This window comes from Streptomyces tirandamycinicus (assembly GCF_003097515.1).
GTDB classification, from domain to species: Bacteria; Actinomycetota; Actinomycetes; order Streptomycetales; family Streptomycetaceae; genus Streptomyces; species Streptomyces tirandamycinicus.
In genome coordinates, this window is the sequence record NZ_CP029188.1 from 5,739,949 (window position 1) to 5,764,239 (window position 24,291).

21 protein-coding genes are annotated in these 24,291 nt (G+C 74.2%); 6 read left to right on the plus strand and 15 right to left on the minus strand.

The genetic code is table 11. From position 1 onward, the window contains the following. Nucleotides 1–161: 161 nt before the first annotated feature. Entirely contained in the window at nucleotides 162–1,394 is a 1,233-nt protein-coding gene (locus DDW44_RS25045) for an FAD-dependent oxidoreductase (RefSeq protein ID WP_027733197.1), read from the plus strand. Nucleotides 1,395–1,431: 37 nt separating this feature from the next. Here DDW44_RS25045 and DDW44_RS25050 read toward each other — a convergent pair whose 3' ends face one another. The 6 genes from DDW44_RS25050 to DDW44_RS25075 all read right to left on the minus strand — a co-directional run bounded on the left by DDW44_RS25050 (nucleotide 1,432) and on the right by DDW44_RS25075 (nucleotide 7,855). After that, complete coding sequence (locus DDW44_RS25050) at nucleotides 1,432–3,108, minus strand: acyl-CoA dehydrogenase family protein (protein ID WP_108907824.1); 1,677 nt, start codon at nucleotides 3,106–3,108, stop codon at nucleotides 1,432–1,434. After that, nucleotides 3,105–3,749, minus strand: a complete 645-nt coding sequence (locus tag DDW44_RS25055) for a TetR/AcrR family transcriptional regulator (RefSeq protein WP_017944640.1) — start codon at nucleotides 3,747–3,749, stop codon at nucleotides 3,105–3,107. The genes DDW44_RS25050 and DDW44_RS25055 overlap by 4 nt, the downstream gene beginning before the upstream one ends. A gap of 286 nt (nucleotides 3,750–4,035) precedes the next feature. Next, nucleotides 4,036–5,157 (minus strand): selina-4(15),7(11)-diene synthase, encoded by a 1,122-nt coding sequence (locus DDW44_RS25060; RefSeq protein WP_244224107.1) that lies wholly within the window; start codon nucleotides 5,155–5,157, stop codon nucleotides 4,036–4,038. Nucleotides 5,158–5,491: 334 nt separating this feature from the next. Further along, the gene (locus DDW44_RS25065; protein WP_108907826.1) at nucleotides 5,492–6,559 is read right to left on the minus strand and encodes an ArsO family NAD(P)H-dependent flavin-containing monooxygenase; all 1,068 of its coding nucleotides are present in this window, start codon (nucleotides 6,557–6,559) and stop codon (nucleotides 5,492–5,494) included. Then, nucleotides 6,556–7,371: an aquaporin gene (locus tag DDW44_RS25070; RefSeq protein ID WP_108907827.1), complete on the minus strand. Its 816-nt coding sequence runs from the start codon at nucleotides 7,369–7,371 to the stop codon at nucleotides 6,556–6,558. Before DDW44_RS25070 ends, DDW44_RS25065 begins: the two co-directional genes overlap by 4 nt. A gap of 169 nt (nucleotides 7,372–7,540) precedes the next feature. After that, nucleotides 7,541–7,855: an ArsR/SmtB family transcription factor gene (locus DDW44_RS25075; protein ID WP_017944636.1), complete on the minus strand. Its 315-nt coding sequence runs from the start codon at nucleotides 7,853–7,855 to the stop codon at nucleotides 7,541–7,543. Nucleotides 7,856–7,972: 117 nt separating this feature from the next. On the opposite strand from DDW44_RS25075, the gene DDW44_RS25080 reads away from it, so the two are divergent. Further along, complete coding sequence (locus tag DDW44_RS25080) at nucleotides 7,973–8,386, plus strand: arsenate reductase ArsC (RefSeq protein ID WP_017944635.1); 414 nt, start codon at nucleotides 7,973–7,975, stop codon at nucleotides 8,384–8,386. Between the two features lie 423 nt (nucleotides 8,387–8,809). Here the strand turns inward: DDW44_RS25080 and DDW44_RS25085 are convergent, their stop codons facing one another. From DDW44_RS25085 to DDW44_RS25100, 4 genes are all read right to left on the minus strand, one after another. Further along, the gene (locus DDW44_RS25085) at nucleotides 8,810–10,366 is read right to left on the minus strand and encodes a SulP family inorganic anion transporter (protein ID WP_018888645.1); all 1,557 of its coding nucleotides are present in this window, start codon (nucleotides 10,364–10,366) and stop codon (nucleotides 8,810–8,812) included. A gap of 110 nt (nucleotides 10,367–10,476) precedes the next feature. After that, nucleotides 10,477–11,085, minus strand: a complete 609-nt coding sequence (locus DDW44_RS25090) for a carbonic anhydrase (RefSeq protein ID WP_108907829.1) — start codon at nucleotides 11,083–11,085, stop codon at nucleotides 10,477–10,479. Between the two features lie 166 nt (nucleotides 11,086–11,251). After that, nucleotides 11,252–11,635, minus strand: coding sequence for a hypothetical protein (locus tag DDW44_RS25095; RefSeq protein WP_017944632.1), 384 nt, complete (start codon nucleotides 11,633–11,635; stop codon nucleotides 11,252–11,254). 760 nt (nucleotides 11,636–12,395) lie between these two features. Then, on the minus strand, nucleotides 12,396–12,851 hold the full coding sequence (locus DDW44_RS25100) for an Lrp/AsnC family transcriptional regulator (RefSeq protein WP_018888647.1): 456 nt from the start codon (nucleotides 12,849–12,851) through the stop codon (nucleotides 12,396–12,398). A gap of 214 nt (nucleotides 12,852–13,065) precedes the next feature. Here DDW44_RS25100 and DDW44_RS25105 point away from each other — a divergent pair, with 214 nt between their 5' ends. Together DDW44_RS25105 and aspA are read left to right on the plus strand one after the other, a co-directional pair. Continuing rightward, a complete protein-coding gene (locus DDW44_RS25105; RefSeq protein WP_108907830.1) occupies nucleotides 13,066–14,088 on the plus strand; it encodes an asparaginase in 1,023 nt (340 codons plus the stop codon). A 196-nt stretch (nucleotides 14,089–14,284) separates the two neighbouring features. Beyond that, nucleotides 14,285–15,772 (plus strand): aspartate ammonia-lyase, encoded by a 1,488-nt coding sequence (gene aspA / locus DDW44_RS25110; protein ID WP_108907831.1) that lies wholly within the window; start codon nucleotides 14,285–14,287, stop codon nucleotides 15,770–15,772. A 90-nt stretch (nucleotides 15,773–15,862) separates the two neighbouring features. Here the strand turns inward: aspA and DDW44_RS25115 are convergent, their stop codons facing one another. The 5 genes from DDW44_RS25115 to DDW44_RS25135 form a co-directional block, all read right to left on the minus strand. Next, nucleotides 15,863–16,660 carry a GPP34 family phosphoprotein gene (locus DDW44_RS25115; RefSeq protein ID WP_108907832.1) on the minus strand — a complete coding sequence of 266 codons (798 nt, stop codon included), beginning with the start codon at nucleotides 16,658–16,660 and terminating at the stop codon, nucleotides 15,863–15,865. A 117-nt stretch (nucleotides 16,661–16,777) separates the two neighbouring features. After that, nucleotides 16,778–17,803 (minus strand): alcohol dehydrogenase, encoded by a 1,026-nt coding sequence (locus DDW44_RS25120; protein WP_108907833.1) that lies wholly within the window; start codon nucleotides 17,801–17,803, stop codon nucleotides 16,778–16,780. Nucleotides 17,804–18,123: 320 nt separating this feature from the next. Next, nucleotides 18,124–18,573, minus strand: a complete 450-nt coding sequence (locus DDW44_RS25125; protein ID WP_240800676.1) for an ATP-binding protein — start codon at nucleotides 18,571–18,573, stop codon at nucleotides 18,124–18,126. 565 nt (nucleotides 18,574–19,138) lie between these two features. Then, nucleotides 19,139–19,546: a hypothetical protein gene (locus DDW44_RS25130; RefSeq protein ID WP_146207056.1), complete on the minus strand. Its 408-nt coding sequence runs from the start codon at nucleotides 19,544–19,546 to the stop codon at nucleotides 19,139–19,141. Between the two features lie 469 nt (nucleotides 19,547–20,015). Beyond that, complete coding sequence (locus tag DDW44_RS25135; protein WP_244224108.1) at nucleotides 20,016–20,456, minus strand: ATP-binding protein; 441 nt, start codon at nucleotides 20,454–20,456, stop codon at nucleotides 20,016–20,018. Nucleotides 20,457–20,886: 430 nt separating this feature from the next. Between DDW44_RS25135 and DDW44_RS25140 the strand changes: the two genes are divergently transcribed. Together DDW44_RS25140 and DDW44_RS25145 are read left to right on the plus strand one after the other, a co-directional pair. Beyond that, a complete protein-coding gene (locus tag DDW44_RS25140; protein WP_108907836.1) occupies nucleotides 20,887–22,452 on the plus strand; it encodes an SDR family oxidoreductase in 1,566 nt (521 codons plus the stop codon). A gap of 424 nt (nucleotides 22,453–22,876) precedes the next feature. Beyond that, nucleotides 22,877–24,259, plus strand: a complete 1,383-nt coding sequence (locus DDW44_RS25145; protein WP_108907837.1) for a cryptochrome/photolyase family protein — start codon at nucleotides 22,877–22,879, stop codon at nucleotides 24,257–24,259. Nucleotides 24,260–24,291 lie beyond the last annotated feature (32 nt).

Sequence of the window (24,291 nt, forward strand, 5' to 3'; positions counted from 1 at the left end):
CTCCCATGCCGCAGGCATCCTGATTGAGGTTATATGTCCCATTGTCGCCGATGTCGGAGCGTCCTTGGATGTCAGCGGGTGTCAGCGGGCGTCAGCGGGTGTCATCAGGCGTCACCGGGTGTCAGCTGGTGTCATCGGACGCCACGAAGGGAGCGGATCTCATGGAACGGACCACCTGCTGCGTGGTGGGCGGCGGACCTGCGGGTATGGTCCTCGGCCTGCTGCTGGCCCGGGCCGGGGTGGACGTCACCGTGCTGGAGAAGCACGGCGACTTCCTCCGCGACTTCCGCGGTGACACCGTGCATCCCTCCACCCTGGCCCTGCTGGACGACCTGGGCCTGGCGGAGCGGTTCGCGCGGCTGCCGCAGCGCCGGGTGACCACGGTGCAGCTGCCCGTCGGACCGGACCGCTCCCTGATCACCGTGGGGGACATCGGCGCTCTCCGGGGCACGTACAACTACATCGCGATGGTGCCCCAGTGGGACCTGCTCGACCTCCTCGCGGACGAGGCGGGCCGGGAACCGTCCTTCTCCCTCCGGATGAACACCGAGGCGACCTCCTTCCTCGTGGAGCGCGGACGGGTCAACGGCGTCCGCTACCGCACCTCCGACGGGCGCACCGGCGAACTGCGGGCCACGCTCACCGTCGCGTGCGACGGCCGCGGCTCCATCGCGAGGCCGCTGCCCGAACTGGGCCTGGAGAGCTTCGACTGCCCGATGGACGCCTGGTGGTTCAGGCTGCCCCGGCACGAGAGCGACCCGAGCGGGCTGGTGGGAGGGGTCGGCGACAGGTTCTTCAGCGCACTGATCGACCGCGGCGACTACTGGCAGATCGCCGCACTGATCCCCAAGGGCGCCGACGCCCGGCTGCGCGCGGAGGGCCTGGACCGGTTCATGGCGCGGTTCACCTCCGCGGCCCCGTGGCTCGCCGACCGGGCGCACGCGCTCACCTCGTGGGACGAGGTGAAGCTGCTCGACGTACGGCTCGACCGGCTGCGGCGCTGGCACCGCCCGGGGCTGCTGTGCATCGGCGACGCCGCCCACGCCATGTCACCGGTCTTCGGCATCGGCATCAACCTCGCCGTCGAGGACGCGGTCGCCGCGGCCCGCCACCTCGTCGGCCCGCTGGGCGAGGGCCGGGTGGGCCTCCACGACGTCCGGCGCGTCCAGTGCCGCCGATGGCCCACGACCGCCGGGACCCAGGCCCTCCAGCGCCTCGCCCACGCCAGGGTCATCGAGCCCCTGCTGGCCGGGGAACCCGCCTTCGGCAACCCCGAACTGGCCAGGCGCGTGACCGAGTTCGTCACCACCTCCCGCCGGTTCAGGCGGCTCCCGGCCTACTTCCTCGCCTACGGCGCTCTGCGCGAACGGCCGCCGGCGGAGTCGGTGCGCTGACGGCGGGGCCTACGTCAGTGCGTGCGAGGCGCCCACGTCAGTGCGCCGCACCGCCCGGGACCCGGCTGAGGATCGTGGCCAGGTCGGTTCCCGGAGGGAGGGTGCCGAAGGCGAAACCCGCGTCGCCGCCCAGGCGGGAGGCGCAGAAGGCGTCGGCCACGGCGGGTGGTGCGTAGCGGACGAGGAGGGAGCCCTGCAGTACCAGGGCGAGACGCTCGACCAGCCGCCGGGCGCGCAGTTCGGCGTCGGCGGTGGACGCCAGCTCGCCGCGCAGCCCGCGCCATGCCTCGTCCAGCCGCCGGTCCGCACCCGCGGCCGCATCCACCTCCGCCCGGAAGGCCTCCAGGGACTCCGGCTCGCGGGTGAGCGCACGGAGCACGTCGAGGGCGTTGACGTTGCCCGAGCCCTCCCAGATGCCGTTGAGCGGAGCCTCGCGGTAGAGCCGCGGCATGCCCGACGCCTCGTCATAGCCGTTGCCGCCCAGGCACTCCAGCGCCTCCGCGACCGCGGCGGGCTGCCGCTTGCAGACCCAGTACTTCCCGACGGCCGTGGCCAGCCGCAGGAAGGCCCGCTCCCGTGCGTCGCCGCGCTGCGCCCGGTCCACCGCGCCCGCGACCCGGAGCGCGAGCGTCGTCGCGGCCTCCGACTCCAGCCCCAGATCGGCGATCACGTTCCGCATCAGCGGCTGGTCGATCAGCTTGGCGCCGAACACCGCCCGGTGGCGCACATGGTGTGCCGCCTGCGCCAGCGCCGCGCGGGTCCCCGACGCCGACCCCAGGATGCAGTCGAGCCGGGTCATGGTGACCATGTCGATGATGGTCCGGACCCCCTGCCCCTCCCGGCCGACCAGCCAGGCGACGGTGTCGTCGAACTCCGGCTCGCTGCTGGCGTTGCTGCGGTTGCCGAGCTTGTCCTTCAGCCGCTGGATGCGGAAGGTGTTGCGCGAGCCGTCGGGCAGCACCCGGGGCACCAGGAAGCAGGACAGCCCGCCCGGCGCCTGCGCCAGGACCAGGAACAGGTCGTTCATCGGGGCGCTGGTGAACCACTTGTGCCCGCGCAGCCGCCAGCTGCCGTCCGGCCGCCCGGTGGCCACCGTGGTGTTGGCGCGCACATCCGTGCCACCCTGCTTCTCGGTCATGCCCATACCGGCGAGCAGGCCCCGCTTGCTCCCCGGCTCCCGCAGGCCCGGGTCGTACACCCGGCTGGTCAGCAGCGGCTCGTAGAGCTTTGCGAGTTCGGGCGCCGACCGGAGTGCCGGTACGACGGCGTAGGTCATGGACACCGGGCAGCCGTGGCCCTGTTCGGCCGAGCTCCACACCATGAAGCCCGCCGCGCGGGCGACGTGCGCCCCCTCCCGGCCGTCCGCCCAGGGCGCCCCGGCCAGGCCCTCGCGGATGGCCACCTCCATCAGCGAGTGGTACGCGGGGTGGAAGTCGACCTCGTCGATCCGGTTGCCGTAGCGGTCGTGGGTGCGCAGCTCCGGCTCGTGGCGATTCGCCTCCTCGGCCCAGCGCAGGACCTGCTCCGACCCGGCGAGTCGGCCGAGGCGGTGCAGGTCGTCCGCGTACCAGCCGGCGCCTTCGCGTCGCAGCCCCTCGAGCAGGACGGGGTCGTCGGCCACGTCGTGACCGACGAGCGGCGGCGGCTGGTTGGTCACCTCGTGCGTACGGGCGGTGGGCTCGCTGCGCAGGGCAGCGTCCGCGGTCGCGGTCATCGGGAGTCCTCCGGGATGGTCGGGGTCGTGCCGTGCGTGGCGCCCGCGCAGCGCAGGGACATCGCCACCAGTTCGTCCACCAGCCGGCCGGCCTCGGGTCCCTCCGCCGGCGCGGCGAGCGGGTCCACCAGCACCTCGCCGATGGCTCCGGTCAGGGCGGCCGCGGTGATCTCCGGGTCCTGGCGGGGGAGCAGCCCGGCGTCGACGCCCTCCCTGACGACCTCGGCGAACACCGCGCGGTAGCGGCGCCGGAACTCCAGGCGCTCCCGGCCGACGGCCGGTTCGGCCGGTGCGGCGAGCAGCGCGTGGGCCAGCCCGCGCCGCTCCATGGCGCGGCGCGCGAAGACGCCGACACCGAGCGCCAGCCGCTCCACCGGGTCGCCGCTGCCCTCCCGGAGCACCTCGCCGAGTACGTCGACCTCGTGGCCCGACGCCCGGCGGAACACCTCGACCGCCAGCGCCTGCTTCGAGGGGAAGTGCTGGTAGACGGAGCCGACGGACATCCCGGCGGCGGCGGCGACCGCGGTGACGGACGCGTTCGCCCACCCGGCCTCGGCGACCACGGACGTGGCCTGCTCGACCAGGTGCTCCCGGGCGGCGGCCAGGCGGTCCTCGACGGCGGGCGGCTTGCGGTAGGGCATACCTTCAGTGAACCACCGTTCAGAGCTTCGAGCCAGACCTGGCGACGGGGCCGGGCGGTGCGGTCGGCCGCCCCGTACCTCGACACGGTGCCGGCCGCCCACGCACGACTGGAGGCCGGTCCAGGGCCCGCAGCAGGCTGAACACCACACCCTCGTCGGGTCCCCGTGCCGGTCCCTCCCCGTACCGCCGAACCGCGGACGGCGGCCCACGGGGCGTGCGCCCGTTCCGTGCACGGGGCGCGCCCCGCGGCTCCCGGCGCCGCTGCTTCCCGGGCGCCTGGTGCGGTCAGCCGGCGCCTGGAGCGGAGCGGTACGTACCGAGCGCTGCCAGGGGCCGGTCCAGTGGTTCCGTCCGGGAGCCCGGCACCAGGTCCCACCACCAGGAGACGGACGGGATGTCGAGCGGATCGGTGCTGTCGTCCGTCGGCGCCTCGGAGAAGGACGGCGACAGGGCGGCCGGGTCGTCCGGGGTGGTGTAGCGCAGGGAGCTGACGCTCCAGTCCTGGGTGGCCCTGATGAAGGAGGACAGCGCGCCCACGTACTGCCGAGCCTGCGGGCTGCCCTCGTCCTCCAGCTTCGCCCGCAGGCTGAGGAACAGGCACATCACGCGGTCGCGCTGCGCTATCGCCCGGGTCAGCGCCCGGTCCGGGCTCAGTCCGTACTCGTGCTGGAGGACCCGGATGACGTTGAGGTAGTAGTTCCCGCCCCTGCTCTCCTTGTGGTGGGAGTAGATGTCGTTGTCCCACGTGGTGATGAACGAGGTCATCTCGGCGGCGGCCCGCACGGCCTTGCTGTCCCGTTCGTGCGGCTGGAGCTCGAAGCCGTAGCCCATCTCCAGGAACGGCTGCACCACGGACGTCGCGCCGTCGTACAGCCGCATCAGGGTGTAGTCGTTCAGGTCGGGAATCCGGCCGGCGGCCCGGTGCTCGGCCTCCCACACCACGGCGAAGAAGTACTCGCGCAGCGTGTCCACCCAGCGGCCGGCCTGCAGCGCGGTGCCCCAGCGGGCGACCCGCAGCGTCAGGTCCCGCAGGCTCTCGGCGAGGGGGTCGTCGGTCAGCATGGGGGCCTCCGGGTTCTGCGCGATACGCAGCAGCCGGTGGAGTGCCGCGGCGAGTTCACCCGGCCTGACGCCCAGGCTGCCCTCCTCGCAGTATCCGTCGTCCACCCCGAAGAGCCAGATGACGAAGTCGGAGAGGAGGGAGACCACCTCCTCCCGTCCCTCGGGGAGGATGCGGGCGGCGAAGACGCCGATGTCCTGGGTGGCGAGACGGCTGCGCCACTCGGGCGATCCGATGTCGTACGCCTCGGCCCAGGCGGCGGTCCGCGCGTCGATGGCGGCGTGGTTCGGGTGCACGGCGGGAGGGATGGGAGCATAGATGGGGGGAACTGCCAAAGCAGGCCTCACTCGTGAGTCCCTTTCAGTGGTCGGCGCGCGGTCACTCCGGGGGGATGCGCAGCCCTTGGCCGGAACTGCACACAGAGTGATCAACTACTACGGCTCATCGTAGGCGGCGGGTGCTCGCCGCTCCAAGAGGCCGCCGGGGCCCGCACCGTGGCGGCGGGCGGCCCCGCCGGAGGCCGGTGTGCCGATCGAGCCCGGCTTCTCCGCACGGAATCCGAACGCCTGTCTCGCTGAACGCCGGTCTCGCCGAGCGGCCCTCGGAACGTGTGGCGCTACCGCGGGAGCACGGCGGCGGCCGGAGAGCGGGGGGATCGGCGCCGCGGAGCACGCCCGGCCGTCACCGGGTGCCCCGCGTCACCACGGCGGCGATCTCGCGCGCGGCGTCCCGCGCGGGGCGGCCGACTCCGATGAGGGTGGCGGAGGCGGGGCCGGTCCAGTCCCCGTAGCCGAGGAGGTGCAGACGCGGCTCGTCGGCTGCTCGGGTACCGGATGTGGCGATGCGGCCGCGCGGGCCCCTGAGCCCGAGCGGGGCGAGGTGGGCCAGCGCCGGCCGGAAGCCGGTGCACCAGACGACGGTGTCCGCGGCGGCCCGGGTGCCGCCCGGCCACTCGACGCCGTCGGCGTTCAGGCGGGCGAACATGGGTGTGGCCGTGAGCAGTCCGTGGTCCTTGGCGTGCCGGACGGCCGGGACCGCGACGACGTCGCCCAGGGACGCGACGCCGCCGGGGTCGGTGCGGCCCGCGTCGAGCGCCGTGCGGCGCGCGGTGGCGACGTCGAACAGGACACGCCCGTCCACGTCGTCGGGGAGGAAGCGCGGTGGGCGCCGGGTGGCCCAGGTGACGTCGGCATGCCCGGCGAGGTCGGCCGCGATCTGCGCCCCCGAGTTGCCGCCGCCGACGACGATGACGCGCTTCCCGGTGAAGTCCTCCGGGCGGCGGTAGCCGGCCGTGTGGAGCTGCTCGCCCCGGAAGGAGGCGCGGCCCGGTACGGACGGCAGGAAGGGCCGCGACCAGTTGCCGGTCGCGCTGATCACGGCACGGGCCCGCCAGGCGCCGGAGTCGGTCTCGACCCGCAGGAGGGGGCCGTCGCGGTGTACGCCGCGGACCTGGACTCCGTGCTGCACCGGCAGTGCGTAGCGCTTCTCGTAGTCGGAGAGGTAGTCCACCACGTGCCGGGCGTCCGGGTACGGCTCGCCGGGAACGGGCGGCATGAGCCGGCCGGGCAGCGAGGAGAAGGCCGCCGGGGAGAACAGGCGGAGGGAGTCCCAGACGTGCTGCCATGCGCCGCCCGGTGCGGTCCCGGCGTCGAGGACGGTGAAGTCGACGCCGAGGCGGCGCAGGTGGTAGCCGGCGGCCAGCCCGGACTGGCCGCCGCCGATCACCACCACCTGTGTCTGTGGGGTCATGCCGCCGGGTGCGCCTCGGTGGTACGGGCGGGCCTGAAGATGAGGGCCACCAGGGCCAGGCCGACGACGGCGCCGGCGAGTTGGGCACCGACGAACCCGGGGACGGAGGACGGGGCGATGCCGGCGAAGGTGTCGGTGAAGGCCCGTCCGATCGTCACCGCCGGATTGGCGAAGGACGTGGAGGAGGTGAACCAGTAGGCGGCGCCGATGTAGGAGGCGACCGCCACGGGGGCGAACCGCAGCCGGTCGGTGCGTGCCAGGCCGAAGATCAGCAGGATCAGCCCGGCGGTGGCCACGACCTCGCCGAGCAGCAGGTGGCCGGCGGACCGTTCGTGCGTGGACCACTCCACCAGGGGCTCGCCGAACATGGCGCCGGCGAGGATCGCACCCGCGATCCCACCCGTGATCTGGGCCGGGACGTACACCGCGGCCTCCCGGGCGGTGACCCCGCCGCCGCCGTGCCGGGCGGTCCACCACTCCGCCAGCGTCACGGCGGGGTTGAAGTGCGCCCCGGAGACCGGGCCGAGCAGGACGATCAGCACACCGAGCCCGAAGACCGTGGCGAGAGAGTTCGCCAGGAGCTGGAGGCCGACGTCACGGGTCAGGTCGGTGGCCTGGATACCGGAGCCGACGACGACGGCCACCAGGGCCGCGGTGCCGACCAGTTCGGCGGCGGCCCGGGCGGCGAGGGGGGTGCGGGGCGGAGTGGCTCCCGGCGCGGGCCGCGGGGCGGCGGCCGCATCCACGGGGGAGCCGGCCGGGTTCGCGGGGGAGCCGGCCGGGCGGGCGGAAGCAGCCTCGGTGGCGCTCAACAGAACTCCTTGATGCGTGCGGTGGCGCGGGGTTGGGTGATCAGCGGTGATCGGCGGTGATCGGCGGTGATCAGGCGGTGGGCGATCGGCGGTGGCCAGGGGTGATCGGCGGTGGCCGGGCCGGCCGGGCTGGCCGCGGTGATCAGGGTGATCAGGGTGACAGGGGTGGTCAGGGGCAGGATCGCCTGAGGTCCGCCTCCGCGGTGGCGCGCGCGGTGCTCGCCAGTTCGGCGAACCGGTCGGCGAGCGACTCGATGACGTCGGGCTTGAGCCGGTAGTAGGTGAAGCGCCCGCACGGCTCGGTCTCCACCACGCCCGCTTCGCGCAGCACCTTCAGGTGGTTGGAGAGATTGGTCTGCCTGGCGCCGGTCTCCTCGACGAGATGGCTGGTGCAGAGGGTCTCCCGGGCGAGGAGTGTCACGATCCGGAGCCTGAGCGGGTCGGCCAGAACCCGAATCAGGTCAGTGTCGACTGACGTCATCATGGGCTGATACTCTCATATCAGTGGCCGCTGACGCCATCAGGTGCTGACGTCATTCGTGCCTGATGCCCCCGCGTGACGTGGCAAGACACCGTACGCGAGACAAGAGAGAGACCCGCGATGGCCGAGAAGCCCTCCGTCCTGTTCGTCTGCGTCCACAACGCCGGCCGCTCCCAGATGGCCGCCGGTTGGCTGTCCCACCTGGCCGGCGACCGTATCGAGGTCCGCTCCGCCGGCTCCGCCCCGGCCGACCGGGTCAACCCCGCCGCGGTCGAGGCCATGCGCGAGGTGGGTGTCGACATCTCCGCGGAGACGCCGAAGATCCTGACCGTGGACGCCGTCAAGGAGTCGGACGTCTGCATCACCATGGGCTGCGGGGACACCTGCCCGGTCTTCCCCGGCAAGCGCTACCTGGACTGGACGCTGGAGGACCCCGCGGGCCAGGGTGTGGAAGCCGTCCGCCCGATCCGCGACGAGATCAGGAAGCTCGTCGAGGGTCTGATCGAGGAGCTCGCGCCGGAGAAGACCGCCTGAGCGAGCTCGGGGACGTCATCACGGGCCTCGCCGGGAGGACCGTTCGCCGCCCCTCCCGGTCGCGGCCGCCCGCCCCGGTCGTGGCCCGCGCGGGCCCATCCCGTGCGGGCGGTGCGCCGACAGCCGTCGGAGGTTCGAGGATCTCCGGCACCCGGCGCGGACCGGCTGGTCGACCGAGACGGACACGAGGTGCCTCGTGGGCGACCCGGGCACACTCGGCCCCGCTGCTCCCGCCCTGTGCGATACCGGCCCTGTGCTGGAGCGCATCACCCGGCGCCTGACCACCCGTCACATCCGCGCCTTCTCCCGGGAGACGGTCCCCCGGTACGCCGGGAGTGCGCGCTGCTGCTCGGCTGCCGGGCCCGGCGCCGTCCGGCGGTCGGGCTGCTCCCGACCGCCGGGACGGCGCCCGCCCGTCCGTCCCTACGCGGGCGGCCCCTTGGGGCGCGGAGCGGCCGGACCGCGGGCCGTCCCGGCCCCGCCCCCCGCCGTCCCGGCAGCCGCGGAGCCTCCCGGCGCGCCCGCCTCCGCGGCCGGCTGCGAGATGTGGGCGTTGCGCTCGTCCGCCCAGCCCTGCAGGGCGATCATGCACGCGTGGTCCAGATGGCGCACCCCGGAGAGGTCGAGCTCCACATGCCGCCGCGGCAGCGCCTCCAGGGTGTCCAGGATGCGGGGCAGCCGCAGGAACGTGGCGTTGCCGGTGAGCCGGACCCGTACGGCTCCGATACCGCTGTCGGAGACCGAGATGTGCACGTGGGACATTGCCCACGCGGTCTTGACGACGGCGAGCAGCAGGCCGATGAGCACGCCCTCGAACATGTTCGTCGTCACGATCGCCGCCGCCGTGACGAGGAGGATCACGGCCTCGCCGCGGTGGTCGCGCCACAGCGGCCGGATCTCCCGCACCGGGATCAGCTTCCATCCCGCGTGGATCAGGACGCCGGCGAGCGCGGCGGTCGGGACGTAGGAGAGGGCCTGCGGCAGGAAGGCGACGAACAGCAGCAGCCACACGCCGTGCAGCACCCGCGAGAGCTTGGTGCGCGCCCCGGCCCGGACGTTGGCGGAGCTGCGCACGATGACGGCGGTCATCGGCAGCGAACCCAGCAGACCGCAGACGGTGTTGCCGGCGCCCTGCGCCATCAGTTCCTTGTCGTAGTCGGTGCGGCGGCCCGAGTGGAGACGGTCCACGGCGTTGGCGCTGAACAGGCTCTCCGCCGAGGCGATCAGCGCGAACGCCACCACCGTGGCGGCGAGCCCGACGTCGGCGAGGCGCGCCGCGTCGGACAGGCCGGGCGGCTGGATCGCGTGCAGCAGACCCTTGACCTCGACCCGGGAGATCGGCAGGTCGAGCAGAGCCGTCAGGGCGGTCGCGGCACCCACCGCGACGAGCGCCCCCGGCACCACCCCGGCCCGCCCCGAGATGCGCGGCCACACGGCGATGAGCCGTGCCGTGCCGACACCCACGGCGAGGGCCAGAAGGGCGTGCTGCGACGTGAGCGTGGTCAGCACCAGCCGGGGCAGGCCCGCGAGGTCGGCCAGGCCGCCGCCCGGGGCCTTGGCGTCCGCCAGGGCGTAGAGCTGACCGGCGATCAGAACCAGTCCGATACCGGCGAGCATGCCCTGGACGACGGCCAACGAGATGGCGCGGAACCAGCGGCCGAGCCGCAGGGCGCCGAGCACGACCTGGATCAGCCCGGCGCCCAGCACGATCACGCCGAGCGCGGCCAGACCGTACTCGGACACGGCGGTGAAGACGAGGACGGTCAGCCCGGCCGCCGGGCCGCTGACCTGGAGGCTGCTACCGGGCAGCAGTCCGGTGACCAGACCGCCGACGATGCCGGTGATGAGGCCGAGTTCGGCCGGTACGCCGGAGGCGACGGCCACGCCCACGCACAGCGGCAGGGCGACGAGGAAGACGACGAGCGAGGCGGTGACGTCGGCGCGGAGGGTGCGCCGGCGCTCTGCAGTGATCAGGGGCATGGCGTTCTCTCGGGAGATGAGGAAGGAACGTCGCGGGCGTCTGCGCCGGTGCGGCCGGGCGCCTCGGGGCGCCCGGCCGCCGGCGCCGGTGGCCGGGGTGCCGGCCCGGATCACAGGGGCCGGAAGGTGCGGCCGTCCGGTGCGCAGGCGAGGACCTCGCCGGTCTCGACCGTGTAGTACCAGGCGTGCAGCCGCAGCCGGCCCGTCTCCAGCCGCCGGGTGACGCAGGGGTAGCTCCGCAGATGGTCCAGCTGGGTCAGCACGTGCCGCTGCACGGCGGGTGCCAGTTCCTCCTCGGTGGACGACGCCGCTGCGGGGGCGTTTCGGCCGGTGCGGTGCCCGGCCCTGGTGAGCCAGCCCCGTACCAGCGGCATGCTCCGGACGTCCTGCTCCCGCAGCAGGCCCTTGACGGCACCGCAGTGCGAGTGCCCGCACACGACGATGTCGGGCACCTCCAGGGCCTCCAGGGCGAACTCCAGGCTGCCCCCGACCGCGCAGGCCGCCTGCGGCTGCCACGGGGGAACGATGTTCCCGGCGGTGCGCACCTCGAAGATGTCACCGGGCCGGGCGCCGGTGATCAGGGAGGGGATCACCCGGGAGTCGGAGCAGGTGATGAAGAGCGCCTGGGGCTGCTGCCCCCGCGCGAGCGCCGCGTAGGCGCCCTGCTGGCCGGCGATCCGCGCCGGGAACTGACGGGCGTGCTCGATGAGTGACTGCATGGTCGTACCTCGGTCTCTTCGATGCGGAAGGTGTCTGCTTCGTCGAAGAGGGGTGCGCCGCGGTGGTGCTGACGACCTGTGACAGGGCGTCGACCGGCACCGGGCTCCGTCCCCGGGGGCTGCCCGGGGGGCTCGGGAGGGTGGTGTCCGGCGGCGCACCTGCCCGTCAGCAGCGGAACGACTGCAGGGCGCTCAGGGTCGGCGCCGGTGCGGCGCCCGGGTTCCGGCTGTGTCTCGCGGTGCCGGCCGAAGCGGCGGGCGGCGGGCCCGTCGCCTCGTCCGGGGCGCCGCCGTGGCCGGTGCTCCCACCGCCGTGTCCGGCGGGGGCGTGGGTGCTGAGCGGGGCGAGCCGCGAGGGGTGGTTGCGCGGGTCGTACTCGTCGTGGTGGAGCCCGGCGCCGTCGGCGCTGACGACGATGACCGCGGTGTGGGGGCTCCTGCTCTCGGTGGAGACGACGGCCGCCTCGGCCCGGGGCGTGTCGGGGGTGGCGCACAGCGGAGTGACCACGTGCAGCAGCACCGCGCAGATCAGCAGAATGCCCGCTGACATACGTGAGATCACTGCCGGACTCCTTGGATGTCAGTGCCGCGCCGGGCCGAACATTACCGTTCCTTTGCCTCAGTTTCCGGTTGATTCCTGCGGATTGTGCACTATGCGGTGTAGTCAGCCTGGGTCGCGCAGCGTTCAGCTGCCACCGGTGGGCGTCCGTTCGCGGTACGGGCGCCGGACGCGGTCCGGGCCTGCGGGGCTGCGGGGCTGCGGGGCGGGAGGGCGCGGCGGCCGTACCGGGGGCGGGCCCGGACCCGGACCCGGAAGGCGCCCCGCACGGCTCGCGACTGCGCGACGATGCCCGGCGTGCCGGGGCGGTGGCGCGAGGAGGCGGCGCGAGGAAGCCGGCCGGTGTGCCGCCCTGATGGGGGTCCCGCCGCCCTGGCGCGGTCCCGCTGCGCCGCAGGCCGGAAGGCGGACGCAGGGCCCCGGCGGCGGACGCAGGGCCCCGGCGGGCGCACGGCCCCCGGCGGCGCCCCGGCAGGGGCCTGGGCTGATGTATGCGAGGGCGGCCTGAGGTGCGCGAGCCGGGGTGGCGTGCGTGAGCCGGAGTGGCGTACGCGAGGCGGGGTGGCGTGCGCGAGGCGGGGTGGCGTACGCGAGTCGGGCTGACCAGCCCGAGGCGGTTTGATGTGCGCGAGCCCGGGTGGCGTGCCCGAGGCGGAGTGGCGTGCCCGAGGCGGTGGACGTCGGCGTGGTCCCGCCCGAGCCGGGCGGGTGCCGGCTACGGGGAGGGCTCCGGCGGTGCGCGAGGGGCGGGTCAGCCGTCCACCGGCAGTCCGCGCGGTTCCTTGATCCGTTTCATGATGATCTGGGAGTTGACCTCGGTGACGCCGGACAGTGCCGTCAACTGCTCGATCCACAACCGTTCGTAGGCCCGGAGGTCGCTCACCGCGATGCGCAGCAGACACCCCGGGCTGCCGAAGAGCCGGTACGCCTCGACGACGTCCGGGATGTCCTGGAGAGCCGCCTCGAAGGACTCGACCACCTCGCGGTCGCGCGCCACCTCGATGGAGACCAGCACCTCGAACCCCCGGTCGACCGCGTCCGGGTCGACGACCGCCCGGTAGCCCTGGATCACACCGTCCTGCTCCAGTTGCCGGACGCGGCGCATGCAGGGGGAGGGGGTGAGGCCGATGCGCTGGGCCAGCTCCTGGTTGCTCAGCCGACCGTCGTTCTGCAGCTCGCGCAAGATTGCCCTGTCGATCTCGTCCATGACGCAATCATCCACCAAGCTTGCCCGGTGTGCGGGGCTGAAGTGGCGATCAAATTGCGCCTCAAAACTTCTATGATTGCGGCCACTGCCCCGGCCACCGCCGGAGTCAGCCATGGGGCGCTGCCCGGCCGGAGTCATGAGCGAGGCCGGGCCGCGTGTCCTGTGGGACCGGCCGCCCTGGGGCACGACCCCGCACCGAGGAGGAACACGCACTGTGGGACGGATCGTCGTCATCAGCACCGGAGGGACGATAGCCAGCCGCCGGCAGGGTGCCGGCCTCGCCGCCGCCGCCGACGGCGGCGAGGTCATGGCCACCGCCCCGCTGCCGGAGGGCGTCAGCGTCGAGATCGTCGACCTCTGCAGCGTGAACAGCCCCCGGCTCACCACCCGCCACCAGCTGACCCTGCTCCGCACCGTCCACGAGGTGCTCGAGGACCCGGCGGTCGACGGCATCGTCGTCACGCATGGCACGGACACCCTCGAGGAGTCCGCCTTCCTGGTCGACCTCCACCACGACGACCCGCGCCCGGTGGTCTTCACCGGCGCACAGCTCCCCCTCGGGGCGGCGGACGGCGACGGACCCGGCAACCTCCACGACGCCCTGCTGACCGCCGCGACGACCCGCGGCCTCGGCGTCGTGATCGTCTTCGACGGGAAGGTGCACCCGGCCCGCGGCACCGTCAAGACACAGACCCTCGCCCTCGACGCCTTCGCCGACCCCTCCGGCGCCCGCCTCGGCAGCATCGGCTTCGGCCGGGTCTCCGTCCTGCGCCGGCCGCTGCGCCCCGCGGCGCTTCCGCTGCCCGCCGTACCGGATGCCGCCGTTCCCCGCGTCGACATGATCATGCACCACTGCGACGCCGACGCCCTGATGTTCGACGCCGCGGTGGCCGCCGGGGCCCGGGGCGTCGTCCTGGTGGCCACCGGGGCCGGGAACGCGACCCCGGAGATCGCCGAGGCCGTCGCCGCCGCCACCTCCCGTGGCGTGCTCGTCGCCCTGACCACGCGGGTCCAGGCCGGTCCGGTCAGCGAGATCTACACCCACGGCGGCGCCGTCGACCTCGTGGCCGCGGGCGCCGTGCCGACCGGGACACTCCGCGCCGGACAGGCCCGGATCGCCGTACTGAGCGCGTTGCTCGCCACCACCGACCCGCGCGAGGGGGAGCGGCTGCTGCGCCACGCGCTCGGCGAACCGGCGGTCACCGACACCAGGCCGGCGGACCTGGCGCGCGTCTAGTACCGCGTCAGGCAGGGTTTGCCCGTCGACGAGCGGCGTCCGGTGCGGTGGGGCGCGGGCCGTGCCCGCCGCGTCCGTCGTCACCGTCACCGTTCGTCGTAGCCGTCACGTCCGTCGTCACCGTCGCAGTTCGTCGTACCCGCCACGTCGGCGTACGCGTCCGTACCCGTCACCCCGAACGAAAGCCCGCAGCGCCATGCCCACGCACGACCGCCTCCCCTCCGACGACCTGCGCGACGACCCGCGTGACGATGCTCCCGGCGGTGCGTTCCGGCGCGAGCACGACCTGCTCGGCGAACGGGACGTCCCGGCGGACGCCTACTACGGCATCCACACCCTGCGGGCCGTCGAGAACTTCCCCATCACCGGCACCGCCGTCTCGGCCTATCCGGACCTCGTGACCGCCCTCGCCTCCGTCAAGCAGGCCGCCGCGCTCGCCAACCGCGAACTCGGGCTGCTGGACGCGGCCAAGGCGGAAGCGATCGTGACCGCGTGCGAGGAGATACGGGCCGGGAAACTCCACCACGAGTTCGTGGTCGACGTGATCCAGGGCGGCGCGGGCACCTCCACGAACATGAACGCCAACGAGGTCGTCGCCAACCGGGCCCTGGAACTCCTCGGCCACCGCAAGGGCGAGTACGCGCGGCTGCACCCGCTGGAGGACGTCAACGCGGGCCAGAGCACCAACGACGTGTACCCCACCGCCGTGAAGATCGCCCTCGACCTCGCCGCCCAGCGGCTGCTGGACGCCATGGAGGTGCTGCGCGCGGCCTTCGACGCCAAGGCGGAGGAGTTCGCCGACGTCCTCAAGATGGGCCGTACCCAGCTCCAGGACGCGGTCCCCATGACCCTGGGCCAGGAGTTCGCGACGTACGCCGTGATGCTCGGCGAGGACCACAAGCGGCTCACCGAGGCCCGTGAGCTGATCCGCGAGATCAACCTCGGCGGTACGGCGATCGGCACCGGGCTCAACGCCCACCCCCGGTACGCGGAGACGGCCGCCCGGAACCTCCGGGCCGTCACCGGCCTGCCGCTGACCGTCGCCGAGGACCTCGTCGAGGCCACCCAGGACGCCGGCGCGTTCGTCCAGCTGTCCGGCGTGCTCAAGCGGATCGCCGTCAAGCTCTCCAAGACCTGCAACGACCTGCGGCTGCTGTCCTGCGGGCCGCGCGCCGGATTCGCCGAGATCAACCTGCCCCCGGTACAGGCCGGTTCGAGCATCATGCCCGGCAAGGTGAACCCGGTCGTCCCCGAGGTCGTCAACCAGATCGCCTTCGAGGTCATCGGCAACGACATGGCCGTGACCATGGCCGCCGAGGCGGGGCAGCTCCAGCTGAACGCCTTCGAACCGGTGATCGCCCACAGCCTGCTCAAGAGCCTGACCCATCTGCGGGCCGGCTGCCTGACCCTCGCCGAGCGATGTGTCACGGGCATCACCGCCAACCGGGAGCACCTCGCGGCCCTCGTCGCCCGCTCCATCGGCCTGGCGACCGCGCTCAATCCGCACATCGGCTACGAGCAGGCCACCGCCGTCGCCCAGGAGGCGCTGAGCACCGGCCGCAGTGTGCACGAACTCGTCCTGGCCAAGGGCCTTCTGACGGAGGAGCAACTGCGGCACATCCTGCTTCCGGACAACCTCGCCCGACCGCACGGCCGTCAGCCGGTCCGGGACGCCGCCTGCTGAGTCCGGTCCGGGACGCCGCCCGCTGAGTCCGGTCCGGGGTGCCGCCCGCTGAATCCGCTCCGGCGGGGCCGGTGCACCGCGCCCGCCGGGTCAGTCGCCGCGCCAGACGTTGTCGAACGCGGCCTGCGCGACGGCGCGTCGCTGCCGGATCGCCTGCAACCGGGTCAGGGCGTCGAGGACGGCCGCCAGCACCGTGTCCACGTCGTCGGACACGCCCGCCGAGCCGCCGGGGGAGCCACCGGCGCCAGGGCCCTCCCGGGTCTCGCCGCTCCCGGCCCGCCGGCCGGTCTCGTCCTGCCGGCCGGTCTCGTCCTGCCCGCCTTGCTCGTCCTGACTGCCGAGGCTGCCCGGTCCGCCGAGGCCGCCCGGTCCAACGGTCTCACTGCTTTCACTGCTTCCGCCGGGTCCGCCGGGTCCGCCGGGTCCGCCGGGTCCGGGGAGGCCGAGGGCCGACGTCAGTGCCGCCAGGATCGGCTCCGCCGAGGCCAGGCGTTCCACCGCGGCGCGCCGGTCGGGCGTATCGGCCCGCGTAACGCGGCGCTCCCGGGAGAACAGCCCGCGGCGGCGCTGCCGGCCGAACAGCCCCTCCGCCTCGAGCGCGGCCAGATAGGCCGCGGACAGGCCCCGGCCCCTGCGCCAGAGCCAGTCGCCGACGAGTTCGTACGGCCGCTCGCGGACAAGCGCCGAGGCGGCCCGGCTCAGCAGCGGATCGTCGGTGGCAGGGCCGAGGCCGGGCACGATCCGGTCGCCGTCCAGGGTGACGGCCTCGGCGGCGAGCAGGTCGACGACCTCGGCTCCGGCGAGCGCGAGTGACAGATCGCCCTGCTCGACGGGGCGGCTCGGCGCCGCATCCAAGGCGATGATCATCAGGTCGCGTGCAGTGGTCATGAGACGTCCGCCTGGTGGGACTGCGGGGTAGGTGTGCGGCCGTGCCGTCGCCCCGCGGGTGGGGGTGACGTGCGGCTGGTGCCCGGGGGTGACCGGGCCGCCGCGGCCGGGGGCCGGTCAGCCGGAGGTGAGAACCATCCGGAAGCGGGCGCCGCCCGACAGCATCTTCCGGTAGGCCTCGTCGGCCGAGGCCAGCGGCAGGGTCTCGACCGTCGGGCGGATACCGTGCAGGGCGCTGAACTCCATCGTGTCCTGGACGTCCTGCGCGGTGCCGGACGGGTGGCCGCGGACGACCCGGCCGCTCATCAGCAGTTGCAGCGGGTTGATTCCCAGCGCCTTGGGATCGGCGCCGATCACCACCAGCTCGCCGCGGGGCGCCAGCCCGTCCACGGTGGCCGTGATGGCCGCGGAGTTGGCTGCCGTGGCGAGGACGGCCTTGGCGCCGCCGAGGGACAGCAGGGCCTCGGCGACGGATGTGCCGGCAGTGCTGTCGATGTAGTGGTGGGCGCCGAGCTGTTCGGAGAGTTCGGCCTTGTCGGCCCCGCGGGCGATGGCCACGGTCTCGAATCCCATCGCGACCGCGTACTGCACCGCGAGATGGCCGAGACCGCCGATGCCGAGCACGGCTACCAGGTCGCCCGGCCGGGCGGCACTGTGCCGCAGCCCGTTGTACGTGGTCACTCCGGCGCAGGCCATCGGTCCCGCGTGGGCTGCCGTCAGCGCGTCGGGTATCGGTGCCAGGGCGTCGACCGGTGCGACGACGCACTCCGCGAACCCTCCGTCGTAGGCCCATCCCGGCACCTTGAGGTTCTGGCACACGATGAAGTCGCCCTGCCGGCAGGGGGCGCAGTGCCCGCAGCTGCCGCCGAACCAGCCGACGGCCACCCGGTCGCCGACCTGCCGGCCCCAGCCGTCGAGGCCCTCGCCCAGGGCGTCGACGCGTCCGGCGATCTCATGACCGGGGACCACCGGGAAGGTGATGCCCGGCAGCGCGGCAGTTGTGAAGAAGGCGTCGCTGTGGCAGATTCCGCAGGCCTCGACGGTGATCCGCACATGGCAGGGGCCTGGCTCCGGCACCTCCCGCTCGACGACCTCGAACGGCCCTCCGGCGGTGGCGACCTGCGCGACTCGATAGGTACTCATCCGGATCTCTCCCAGGACAGCTCGGACGGCCCCCGCAGTCCAGCGAACCAGCCCGGGCCCGATCCCGCGCGCCGAGGGCGGGAGGGGGGAGGGGCGGGAGGCGGGCCGTGAGCGCGGGGCCCCCGGCGGGGGCGGGGTCGGCCTGGGCCGGAGCGGCTGGGAAGCGCGCCGGACAGGAGCGGGAGCGGGCCGGAGCGGGCGGGCGGCGCGGCCGCGGGGAGGTACCCGCGCGGGCGGGGCCTCTCCGTGCCACGCGACAGCGGCGCGGGTGCCCGGGCAACCGCCGTCATTCGTCCGGCAGTCGGGCATCGGCGCGGATGCTACGGCCCGGGTTCCGGCGGGGAGTGCGGGGGGAGGGGGAGCAGGACCCGTATCGTCTTCCCCTCACGCAGCGGCGCGATGTGGATGCGCGTGGCGAGCCGCTGGACGAGGGGCCAGCCGTAGCCGCCCACGGGGAACGTCTGTCCCTCAGGGTGGAGTCGCACGGCGGGTGCCTCGGGGTTGCGGTCCCGCACCGTCAGCACCAGCCCCTCGCCCGTCACCCGGGCCGTGAAGGCGGTGACACCGCCGCCGTGCCGGATCGCGTTGGTCACCAGCTCCGAGGTGACCAGCAGAGCGTCCGTCAGGACCACGGCCGGCGGCCCGTGTCGGGGTGTCCCCCGGAAGTGCTCCTCCAGCAGCCGTTCGACCTGGTCGCGGGCGGCGGCCGCGCTGGTCGGCACCGACGGCCGCGCAGGACGTTGCTCCCCGGCCACGTCGCCTGACAGCATGGTCACCCCCGCGTGATTCTCGTTCCCCCGCGCAACTCGCCTTCCGCGAAAGCCGCTTACCCAGAAGGATGCCTTCTTCACCCGGCGGCTGCGGGGTGTTCGTGTGGTGTCGTCCCGTTGCCGGGCCTCTCCGGTAGCTCTCCGGAGTCGTCCCGGACCTCTCCGGAGCTCTCCGGGCCTCTCGGGGCCTCTCCGGGGCCGTGTCGCCGGTGTTGTGGTGCGCCGCGCCGCGCCACGCCGCGCCACGCCGCGCCGTCGTCAGAGCGGAGCGGTGCGTCCCCGCTCGGGGGACGCACCGCCCTCCGGCGCCGGCCGAGGGCCGTCCGTCCCGTACGACCAGGCCGGACGGAACGCCTCGGCGGATCGCACGGGCAGCGGGACCCTGCGGCCACGTACGGCTACGGCTACGGCTCAGGGGGTGGTAGGGCCCCATGGGCAGCCGGGTCGTGCGGTCGCGCGGACCTCGCAGGAGGGCCTCATGGACTGGTCTCCCGAGGTCCTCCGTGAGGAGACACACGCACGCGAGGACCTGACGGTGGATGAGCCGCGGATCGATCCGCGGGCCTCAGGGGTGGAGGGTCGCCGACCGCTGCGGCGGGACCCGCCGGCCCGGTACCGCCTTCCGCTGCGACACCGGGGCGACGTCGGGAACGCGCGGCGCTGCGGCCACCAGTTCCGCGAGCAGCGCACGGCCGGCCAGCATCGCCTGGCGCATGGTCTCCGCGTCCCCGCTTCCCGCCGCCGCCTGTTCGGATGCGTCGCGCAGCCTGCGGGCCGCGTCGGCGTGGTCGGGGAAGAGCTCGCTCAGGGCGCGCGTCCGCAGTTCCGGCGAGGCGCTGGGGAGGCCGCGCGCCGTGGCCACCGTGTCCAGCAGTTCCTGGGCCCTGGTGGTCGCCTCGCCGGGTGAGTCGACGAACTGCCCTGAGAGGACCGACCATTGGGCCAGGTACTGGTCGGCCTCAGTTCGGCTCATCGGCCTCAGTCGCGGCCGCCCCTCTCGGTGACGGAAGCGTCCGGGGTGTGTGCGCCGCACGGGCCGTGCCATGACGAGTGCGAGGATCATGACGGCGGCCACCCCGAGGATGGCAAGCGCACCGATCGACATGACTTCCTCCTCTACGGGGTCTGTTGGGTATGGGAGATCTCTGGATAGGGGATTCGTCTCTCTCGGTGATCATGTGCTACTGAGCGTTACCGCTGACGCTCGTTGTAAACCCCGCTCCACGTGGGTCTTCGGGCGCGTCCACGGCGCCGGAGGGCGACGGGCGGCCCGCAGCGCTGCCGCGAGTCCGGTCCACCGTGCCGCGAATCCGACTCACCGTGCCGCGAGTCCGCCCCCCCCGGGGGGGCGCGAGTCCGGCCCGCCGTGCCGGGTGGGCGGGTGCTGGCTCACCCGAGTCGGCCGTGCGCCTCAGGCCAGGGGAGACGGTGGTCCGTGTGCCTCAGGCCAGGGAGATCAGGACGCTGACGCGTTTCCCGCCGTGTGCCTGCGGGGTGATCGTGACGCTGCGTGCCAGCCTGCGGATCACCCGCCACCCGTGGCCGCCGACGCGCGGCCCGCCGCCCTCGCCGTCGCAGCCACCGCCGTCGCCGGGACCGGCCGACTCGGGAAGCTGGTCGCTGCGGTCCCCGACGCTCACCCGGCACCCCTCGTCGGTCACCTCGACGTCGAAACTGGTCATGCCGCCACCGTGGCGGAGGGCGTTCGTCACCAGCTCGGACGTCACGAGGACGGCATCGCCGACCACTTCCGTGTCGGGGGCACCGGGTGCGGGTACCAGCCACTCCCGCAGCGACGCCTCCACTCTGGACCGCGCCTGCGAAGGGGTTCGGGGTACCACGGCCTCGGGACGGGGTGTCCCGGTCAGTTCATCAGTAGACATCCTCCACCGCTCCTCGCGTACGCGACGACACGTACGTGCTGTTCGCCTGACCGCTCGCCCCCTCGGCAAACCTCCGCCGGGTCTCTGCCGCGGTGGTCCGGCCCCCGTCCGGTGCGTGATGTGCCCCTTCCCCGGCAGGAGCCGGCTACCGGCGGCACGGAGGTGGAACCGCAGGTGGGGGATGTCGCCAGGGCCGCCCCGGCGCACCCCGCGGCGCCGGTGACCGCCTCCGCCCCGCCTCCGCCCCGCCTCCGCTCCGCCTCCGCCCCGCCTCCGCCCCGCCTCCGCCCCGCCTCCGCCCCGCCTCCGCCCCGCCTCCGCTCCGCATCCATCGCGCATCTGTCGCGCCTCCCCGAGCGGAAGCACCCTTCGCGAGGCAAGGTGACAGGAGAACGGACGGTCCGTGCATCCGCGGGAATCGGAGGTTCGCATGAGTGGACAGGGCGACGGCCGGGACACCGTGGGCCCGCGGTGTCTCGTGACCGGCGCGACCGGGTACATCGGCGGTCGGCTGGTGCCCGCACTGCTGGACGCGGGATACCGGGTCCGCTGCATGGCGCGATCGCCCGGGAAGCTGCGCGACCACCCCTGGGCCGGGGATGTCGAGGTCGTCCAGGGCGACGTCACCGACCCCGGCTCCCTCGACGAACCGCTGCGTGGTGTGGACGTCGCGTACTACCTCGTGCACGGGCTCCGGTCCGGGGCCTCCTTCGAGGAGGCCGACCGCGAGGCGGCCACGGCGTTCGCCGAGCGGGCGAGCGCGGCGGGCGTGGGGCGGATCGTCTACCTGGGCGGCCTGACGCCCGTCGCGGTCCCCGGGCACGAGCTCTCCCCCCACCTGCGCTCCCGGGCCGAGGTCGGCGAGATCTTCCTCCGCGCGCCGGTGCCCGCGACCGTACTGCGCGCCGCCGTCGTCATAGGCTCCGGCTCCGCGTCCTTCGAGATGCTGCGCTACCTCACCGAGCGGCTGCCCGTCATGGTCACCCCGAGCTGGGTGAGCACCCGCGTCCAGCCCATCGCCGTCGGGGACGTGCTGCGCTACCTCGTCGGCAGCGCCCGGATGCCCGCGGACGTCAACCGGTCGTTCGACATCGGCGGGCCGGACGTGGTGACGTACGAGCTGATGATGCGGCGCTACGCCGAGGTGGCCCGGCTGCCCCGGCGCCTGATCCTGGGCGTGCCGATGCTGACGCCGCGGCTGTCCAGCCTGTGGATCGGGCTGGTCACGCCCGTGCCGCCGTCCCTCGCCCGGCCCCTCGCCGAGTCGCTGCGGCACGAGGTCGTCTGCCGGGAGCACGACATCGCCCGCTATGTGCCCGACCCGCCCGGCGGCCCGACCGGGCTGGACGAAGCCCTGAAGCTGGCGCTGCAGCGGGTACGCGACGCGCAGGTCGCCACCCGGTGGTCCTCCGCCGCGCCGCCCGGCGCCCCGAGCGACCCGCTGCCCACGGACCCCGACTGGGCCGGGGGCAGCCTCTACACCGACCGGCGCTCGCTGGACGTCGATGCCTCGCCGCAGGACCTGTGGCGGGTCATCGAGGGGATCGGCGGCGACAACGGCTGGTACTCCTTCCCGCTCGCCTGGGCGGTACGGGGCTGGCTCGACCGGCTCGTCGGCGGCGTCGGACTGCGCCGCGGCCGCCGGGACGCCGCCCGGCTGAGGGTGGGCGACTCGCTGGACTTCTGGCGGGTCGAGGAGATCGAGCCGGGCCGCCTGCTGCGGCTGCGGGCCGAGATGCGGCTGCCGGGCCTCGCCTGGCTGGAGATGTGCGCCGAGCGGGGCGAAGGGGGCCGGACCCGCTACCGGCAGCGGGCGCTGTTCCACCCGCGCGGACTGCTCGGGCACGTGTACTGGTGGAGCGTCTCCCCGTTCCACGCGGTGGTCTTCGGCGGCATGGCGCGCAACATCGCGCGGGCCGCAGAGAAGGCCGCCGCGGCGGGCACCGGCGCCCCGGATCCGGTGCCGGAGGAGGCCCCGTCCTCGCGGGCCCGCTGACCGGGGCGTCCGGCGGTCCGGGCCGGGCGGGGTCCGGGCTGGGCGGGGCCCAAACCCCGGCCCCCGCGACGCGGCCCTGCGCCCGGCCCCGCTTTCCGGCCACCGCGGCAGACGGAGCCGCCTCCGGCGCCTGCGACGCGGCCCCCGGCCCCTGCGGCGGACGGAGCGGTCCTCCGGCCCCTGCGGGAGACGGACGGTCCTCCGGCCCCTGCGGGAGACGGACGGTCCTCCGGCCCCTGCGGCGGACGGATCGGCCGCCGGTCGGAAGCCGCCCCCTCCCACCCGTCCGCGACGACCCCGATCGCTCTTCACCCCCGGGTTCCCCCCACCCCCGGGTTCCGCCCGCCCCCGCTTCGAACCGCCCCGCTTCCAACCGTCCCGTCCCCGCCCCGTACCGAGGGGCCCGACCGTCCCCAGGAGCACCATGGACACCGCGGTCGTCCTGTTCACCTCCGATCTGCGCCTGCACGACCATCCGCCGCTGCGCGCCGCGCTCGGGGCGGCGGACCGCGTGGTGCCGCTGTTCGTACGCGACGACGGCATCGCGGCCGCGGGCTTCGCGCCCCCCAACCGGAGGGCGTTCCTCGCCGACTGCCTCACCGACCTCGACGAGGGCCTGCGCGACCGGGGCGGACGTCTCGTGGTCCGCTCCGGCGACGTCGTCGAGGAGGTCCGGGCGGCGGCGCGGGAGGCGGACGCGGGCGAGGTCCACATGGCGGCCGGTGTCAGCGGCTACGCTCACGCCCGTGAGGAACGGCTGCGCCTCGCGCTGGAGGAGGACGGCCGCGCGCTGCGCGTCCACGACGCGGTCGTCACCGCCCTGGCGCCCGGGGCCGTCGTCCCGTCCGGCTCGGACCACTTCGCCGTGTTCACGCCGTACCACCGCCGCTGGTCGCAGGAGGACCTCCGCGGGGTCCTCGCGGCGCCGCGCACGGTCAGGGTGCCCGACGGGCTCCGCTCCGAGCCGGTGCCCTCCCGCGAGGACGTGGAGAAGGCCGGGGGAGTGTCGGACGGGCTCGCCCGCGGGGGCGAGCGTGAGGCCCGCAGACGGCTGAACGCCTGGACGCGCGGCGGCCTCGCCCGCTACGAGGAGGGGCACGACGACCTGGCGGGCGACGCCACCTCCCGGCTCTCGCCCCATCTCCACTTCGGTGCCATCTCCCCGGCCGAAGCCGTCCACCGGGCCCGCGCGGCGGGCGGTCCGGGTGCCGAGGCCTTCGTACGGCAGGTGTGCTGGCGCGACTTCCACCACCAGGTGCTCGCCGCCCGCCCCGCGTCCGCCGCCGCCGACTACCGTGAGCGGCACGACCGGTGGCGTTCGGGCAAGCAGGCCGACGCCGACGTCCGGGCGTGGAAGGACGGCCGCACCGGCTATCCCGTCGTCGACGCCGCCATGCGCCAGCTCCAGCACGAGGGGTGGATGCACAACCGCGGGCGGTTGCTGACGGCGAGCTTCCTGACCAAGACGCTCTACGTCGACTGGCGGGTCGGCGCACGGCACTTCCTGGAACTGCTGGTCGACGGCGATCTGGCCAACAACCAGCTGAACTGGCAGTGGGTGGCGGGCACCGGCACGGACACCCGGCCGAACCGGGTGCTCAACCCGGTCCGGCAGGCCCACCGCTACGACCCCGACGGCGCCTATGTGCGCCGCTGGGTGCCCGAACTGGAGGACGTCGAAGGATCCGCCGTCCACGAGCCGTGGAAGCTCCCCGACGCCGTACGCGCCCGGCTGGACTACCCGGATCCGATCGTGGACCTCGCAGACGGACTCGCCCGCTTCAAGGAGGCCCGGGGCTCGGGCTGACGACGCCGGTGGCCACGGCCGACGCAGCCCGG